We start from the raw sequence: 5,096 nt of genomic DNA, 5'->3' as shown, positions 1-5,096 counted from the left end.
GCGCTCAGCGTACCAATGCCGACGCTCGGGCGCAATGCCCTGGGCGTCGAGGGGGTGGAGCAAAGCCCGGCGCGACGCCCCGTGGCTGGCAACCTAACCCCTTGACAGAGGCCTTAGAACACTGGGACGACCCCGAGGCCCGCCGACAGCTTCTCCAGGAGCTGGTCGACGACGCGTTGACCCTGGTGGCGGCCGCGCGGGCCCTTCCGAAGCTGCCCGAGGACTTGAAGGCCATGGTGGACCTGCTGGAGCGGGTGGCCACCCAGGACGTCGAGCGCGATCCCGACGGAACGGTGCGCCTCAAGCGGGGGGTGGCCAAAGACCGGGTCATCTCGGTGGTTGACCCCGAGATGCGCCACGGCCACAAGACGGCCTCGACCCGGGCGGACGGCCACAAGGCCCATCTGATGACGGGCGGCGAGGGCCACCGACTGGTCACCGCCGTCGAGGTGACGCCGGCCAATGCACCGGACGACGCAGTGCTGGAAGCGATGCTGGACGACCAGGAGCGGCGCGGCCACCGCCCCGCGGAGGTGCTGGGCAATCAGGCGTACTTCGACGTCGAGCGCGCCCGGCGCCAGGCCGAGAAGGGGACCCTCATCGTGGCCAAGGCGCCCCCGGCGACCAACCGGGAGGGGTACTTCTGGAAGGAGGCGTTTGCCCTCGACGCCGACGCCGGCACCCTCACCTGCCCTGCAGGGCAGACGGTCCGCTTCGACCCGGGCCGGCTGGCGGCCCACCGGGCGTTTGGGGTGAGCTTTGCGGCCGAGGCCTGCGGGCCCTGTGCGCTGAAGGCGCGCTGCACGCCGGCGGCGGCGCGTCAGGTCACGATCCGCCCCTACGAGGTGGAGCTGCGGCAGGCTCGGGCGTACCAGCGCACCCCGAACTTCCGGGCTCTCTATCGGCTGCGGCCTCGCATCGAGCCGGGGGATCTGGCTGCAGGCCCTGCTGGCCTTTTTCTCCACCCTGGTGGCGCTCGTGTACTCGCGTCGGCTCATCCGGGCCGGCAAGGTGGCGCCGGGCATCGGCGCCTTCAACCTGGTGCGCCGGGAGGTCTACCGCAAGGCGGGCGGGCATGCGGCGATTCGTCTGTGCATGGATGATGACGTCAAGCTCGGTGCGCCCCTCCGCGCCGCGGGAGCCCGGCAGGACCTGCTGGCGTCTGGGGGCTGCTGCGGCTGCGGTGGTCCGGCTCCCTGGGCGAGGCCATCCGCGGCTTCCAGAAGAACGTGTACGCCGGCAGCCAGTACCGGCCCGGCGTCGCCTTGCTACAGGTTGGGGGGCTGGTCGTCCTTTTCGTCGTGCCGGCGGTGTGGGCGTTGGCCGGAGGCGTGGGGGCCCTGGCGGGGGTGGCGGTGGCCGGATGGGGCCAGGCGCTGGCCGCGACGCTCATTTCCCTGGCCCTGGGCGTATCGGTAGCGAAGGGTGGCGCCGGCCTGCCGGGTGCCAGCGGCCTCCTGGCCCCGGTAGGAGCGGCGCTCTACGCCTTCGCGATGGTGCGGGCGGTGTGGCGGGCCGAGCGCCAGGGCGGCGTCTGGTGGCGGGAGACGTTTTACCCGCTGGCGCTGCTGCGTCAGCAGGCGAGGCGGTAAGAACGCGGCGCATCATGGGGTCGGGTTCCTGAGGGAGGGGCCGTGGGATGGCCGGGGCGTTCGCCGGGTGGCCGCCGGGGGTGCAGGCGGCCGTGTCGCTCACCTTCGACGATGCGCTGGACTCCCAGCTGGAGGTGGCGGTGCCGCTGCTGGAAGCGTACGGCGTGAGGGGCACCTTCTACGTCAACCCCGGGCCCGGCAGCCGGTTCGAGCGCGACCTCGCGCGGTGGCGGGCCGTGCACCAGCAGGGCCACGAACTGGCCAACCATACCCTGCGCCACCCCTGCAGCGGGGAACACCCGTTCATCGACCCGGCGCAGGCCCTGGAGCGGTGGAGTCTGGCCGAGATCGAGGCAGACGTGGTGGCGGCCTCGGCGCGGCTGCGGGAGCTGGTGCCGGGCATCGGGCGCTTCAGCTTCGCCTACCCGTGCGGGGAGAGCTTCGTGGGCGAGGGGCCCCGGCGGCAGTCGTACGAACCGGTCATCGCCCGCCACTTCACCGTGGCCCGGGGGGTGGGCGGGCTGGCCAACGACCCGGCCACCTGCCGGCTGCACCGGCTGGAGGCCTGGGTGGTGAGCGGGGTCGGCGCAGCCGAGGTCGTGGCGCCGGTCGAGCGGGCGCTCGCGGCCGGGCGGTGGGTGACCCTCTGCTTCCACGGGGTCGGGGGCGACTACCTGGCGGTGGAGCCAGGCGTGCTTCGGGAGCTGCTGCGCTGGCTGGCGGGGCTGCGGCCCCGGGTCTGGGTCGACACAGTGCAGGCCGTGGGCGAGTACGTGGCGGCGGGGCGGGGTGAGGGTAAGCGCGGCATGCCGACGCCGCCCGGCGTGCCGTCACCTTGACCCCGTGTCAACCCACGAAAAAATGTTACCGAACGGGGGATAGCTCACCCACGAGAGAATGCAACCCAACCGGTTGAGGAGCAGCAGGGGCCGTGGCCCCTGCTGCCGGCGGTCCCTGGGCGATCAGCTGTTCGAGCTGGTGATGCCAGCTCAGGGGGTTGATGGCCCGTCGTTGCTGATCCAGCGCGGCCTGGCGCTCCGGCTTCAACACCCCTGACTCGAAGACGCGGTCCACCGGAGGGCGGGCCCGGTCGTAGCGCTTGCGCACCTTGCCTCCTTCCCGAGGCTTGGCGACCACCTTCCGCACCGGCACGAACCCATTGACGTAAGGGGTCCAGCACCGCATAGACGGCGTTGAGCCAGGCGACCGCTTCGGGGGTGTCATAACGGGCATAACCCACCACCTCCCGCACCAGTTGGCGGTTTTTCTGCTCGACGTAGGGCTGGTCGTTCTTGTGGTAAGGGCGGCCCCGTTCAAACCGAAGGCTGCGCTCGCGGGTAAAGCGTACCAGGTGATGGCTGAGGAACTCGGAACCGTTGTCCGTGTGGAGGGCCCAGACCGCATAGCGCCACTCGCCCAGAAGGGTGCTGAGGGCGTCGAAGACGACGCGCTGGCTGCGGCCCAGCACCGCCCGGCGCCGACTAAACCCGGTGACGACATCGACCATGTGCAGCGTATAGGCAAACTGACCCAGAGAGCTTCCCCCGTTGTGCTCCACCAGGTCGATCTCCAGGGCCCCGGGACGCTGTTCGGTGGAGTCGAAGCGCCCAACGGGCACTTCGGCCCGCAGCAGGCCCTGGGCCTTGGTGGGGGAGCCGATGCGGCGGGGCTTGTCCGTCACCATCCGGGCCAACCGACGGGCCAGGGTGGTGCGGCTGATGTGGGCGAGCTGCTCGCGAAGGCGGTCGTCGAGGTACAGCCCCCATGCGCCGCCAGCTGCTCGGCCATCGAAAGCAACACGGGATGCAGGCGCTCGGCGCACGGGTAGTCGAGCGCCTCCCAGACGAGCCGAATGGCCGAGAGGGCCTCCGTGTACTGCAACGGTCGGCGACGGCGGATAGGGGGTCGATCCGTCGCCAGGGACGCATGCAGGCAACGGATGGCGTGCTTGCGGTGATACCCCAGGGTTTGGACGATCTCGTCGATGATCCGGCCCTTCTCCTGACGGCTATGGCTGGTGGCGTAACGTCGCTGCATCTCGATCAGGTACTCGCGTCGACTGCGAAGGGACATGGGCACCCCATCCACCCTTCAGTAACATTCTTGGATGGGTGAGCCAGTGCCCTTTCGGTAGCATCTTACGTGGGTGATCGCGCGCTGCTCCCACAGGAGCGCTGCGGTGGTAAAATCGGCCCGGAGCCCTTGTCGGCGTCCGACGAAGTTGCACCCTCCGGGCCAAGAGGTGGGAACGCCGTGAGTCTGCCTCTGGAAACGCTGGTTGCCCAGATTGCACAGGAGCTCAGCTTGCCGCCTGAGCGTCTCGTACGAGAGGGTATCGTCACTTACCTGCAGCAGGCTCTTCGCGAGGTCAACGCAGAGATCCTGGCGATCGGCGGCAAGTACGGCGTCAAGAGCGTCGAGGAAATGGATGCCCTCTACCGCCAGGGACTCGTCGAGGAGTCCACAAGCTGGGAGGATTTCCAGAAGCTGGACCACCTCACGGCTCGGCGGGAACAGCTTCGGCGCCTTCTTGAGGCTCTCGCATGAGGGTGGTCGATACACGTCGGTTGCGCGACGTGTTGGTTGATCGGTTCCCTGACCTCGTCGCAGGAGTATCGCTCCCCGGGACCAACCGGCTGCGGGTGCTCGTCAGGGATGGCAGTATCGTGGACGTCTGGTTCTCCTTGTGGTTCGAAGACCGCTACAGCTACCACTGGGAACGACGCGCTATCGACGGCACACTCTACCGGTGCGATAACGCGCCCCACGAGCGCTGGGCGTCCGTGAAGACTTTTCCCCATCATTTCCACGACGGCTCCGAGGAAGGGGTGGTCGAGAGCTTTGTTCCTGCTGAGCCGGAAGCTGGCCTTGTCCGCTTCATGGAGTTCGTCCAGGAACGCTTGAAAGCCAAAGACCCTCACCCCTGAGAAGCGCTTCGGCAAGCCCTGTGTCCGGGGCCTTCGCATGCCCGTGTCGTCGATCCTGTCTGCCCTGAGCGTGGACGAGCCCCAGCTCGAACGAGAAGATGTCTACGAAGCCTTAAGCGCTCGTCGTCCAACATCCGGTCGATAATGGCCAGCTCCTTGGGCAGCTCGAAAGGTCGTGGGTCGATCTGGACAGAATCGGGCGGGAACGGGGCTGGCCGCCGTCGACCCGGGACCAGGGCCAGTCTGGGAGACGTCGTATAGAGCCCGCCCGGCCCAGTCGACCAGGTCCTTGAGAGTTACCCGCTGCTGCAAGTATGCGGTCAGTTTCTGAGCTACAGTCTCTCGGGTCACAACCATTACGACACCGCTCCGTTCCCCAACCCGCATGTGTCCGGTATCTACCGGGTGTTCCTGGTGCACCTCACGAAGCCGCCCCTCGGCATCGTAGAACTCCTGGCGAAAGGATGTCGTTCGCTCAAGAGCGTCCACTTCCTTGACGTACCGGGCTCGCCAGCCCGCACGCCCGGAAACGTCATACCAGTACCTTCTTCCTCCGCCCTCGGTCTGTTCCCACGCT

7 protein-coding genes and 2 pseudogenes are annotated in these 5,096 nt (G+C 68.4%); 7 read left to right on the top strand and 2 right to left on the bottom strand.

Annotated features, from left to right (window positions below; translation table 11 throughout):
• The first annotated feature begins 233 nt into the window (after positions 1-233).
• The 4 genes and pseudogenes from AB1609_15090 (at position 234) to AB1609_15075 (ending at position 2,431) form a co-directional block, all read left to right on the top strand.
• Positions 234-914: pseudogene (locus AB1609_15090) on the top strand (transposase).
• A gap of 55 nt (positions 915-969) precedes the next feature.
• Positions 970-1,095, top strand: a pseudogene (locus AB1609_15085) (hypothetical protein).
• 134 nt (positions 1,096-1,229) lie between these two features.
• The gene (locus AB1609_15080) at positions 1,230-1,592 is read left to right on the top strand and encodes a hypothetical protein (protein MEW6047781.1); all 363 of its coding nucleotides are present in this window, start codon (positions 1,230-1,232) and stop codon (positions 1,590-1,592) included.
• Positions 1,593-1,639: 47 nt separating this feature from the next.
• A complete protein-coding gene (locus AB1609_15075; protein MEW6047780.1) occupies positions 1,640-2,431 on the top strand; it encodes a polysaccharide deacetylase family protein in 792 nt (263 codons plus the stop codon).
• Between the two features lie 44 nt (positions 2,432-2,475).
• Here AB1609_15075 and AB1609_15070 read toward each other — a convergent pair whose 3' ends face one another.
• Both AB1609_15070 and AB1609_15065 read right to left on the bottom strand, forming a co-directional pair.
• Positions 2,476-3,273 (bottom strand): DDE-type integrase/transposase/recombinase, encoded by a 798-nt coding sequence (locus tag AB1609_15070; GenBank protein ID MEW6047779.1) that lies wholly within the window; start codon positions 3,271-3,273, stop codon positions 2,476-2,478.
• Positions 3,270-3,680: a hypothetical protein gene (locus AB1609_15065; GenBank protein ID MEW6047778.1), complete on the bottom strand. Its 411-nt coding sequence runs from the start codon at positions 3,678-3,680 to the stop codon at positions 3,270-3,272. Before AB1609_15065 ends, AB1609_15070 begins: the two co-directional genes overlap by 4 nt.
• A 165-nt stretch (positions 3,681-3,845) precedes the next feature.
• Between AB1609_15065 and AB1609_15060 the strand changes: the two genes are divergently transcribed.
• The 3 genes from AB1609_15060 to AB1609_15050 are packed head-to-tail and all read left to right on the top strand — an operon-like array spanning position 3,846 to position 4,664.
• Positions 3,846-4,139: a hypothetical protein gene (locus AB1609_15060; GenBank protein MEW6047777.1), complete on the top strand. Its 294-nt coding sequence runs from the start codon at positions 3,846-3,848 to the stop codon at positions 4,137-4,139.
• A gap of 2 nt (positions 4,140-4,141) precedes the next feature.
• Positions 4,142-4,519, top strand: a complete 378-nt coding sequence (locus tag AB1609_15055) for a DUF6516 family protein (protein ID MEW6047776.1) — start codon at positions 4,142-4,144, stop codon at positions 4,517-4,519.
• A gap of 37 nt (positions 4,520-4,556) precedes the next feature.
• The gene (locus AB1609_15050; GenBank protein MEW6047775.1) at positions 4,557-4,664 is read left to right on the top strand and encodes a hypothetical protein; all 108 of its coding nucleotides are present in this window, start codon (positions 4,557-4,559) and stop codon (positions 4,662-4,664) included.
• Positions 4,665-5,096 lie beyond the last annotated feature (432 nt).

The organism is Bacillota bacterium (assembly GCA_040754675.1).
Classification (GTDB): domain Bacteria; phylum Bacillota; class Limnochordia; order Limnochordales; family Geochordaceae; genus Geochorda.
This window is presented reverse-complemented; position numbering and strand designations above follow the sequence as displayed.

Excerpts from the sequence above, each read along its gene's own strand:
- AB1609_15075 (MEW6047780.1), top strand. The coding sequence starts at position 1,640 with ATGGCCGGGGCGTTCGCCGGGTGGCCGCCGGGGGTGCAGGCGGCCGTG.
- AB1609_15050 (MEW6047775.1), top strand. The coding sequence starts at position 4,557 with ATGCCCGTGTCGTCGATCCTGTCTGCCCTGAGCGTGGACGAGCCCCAG.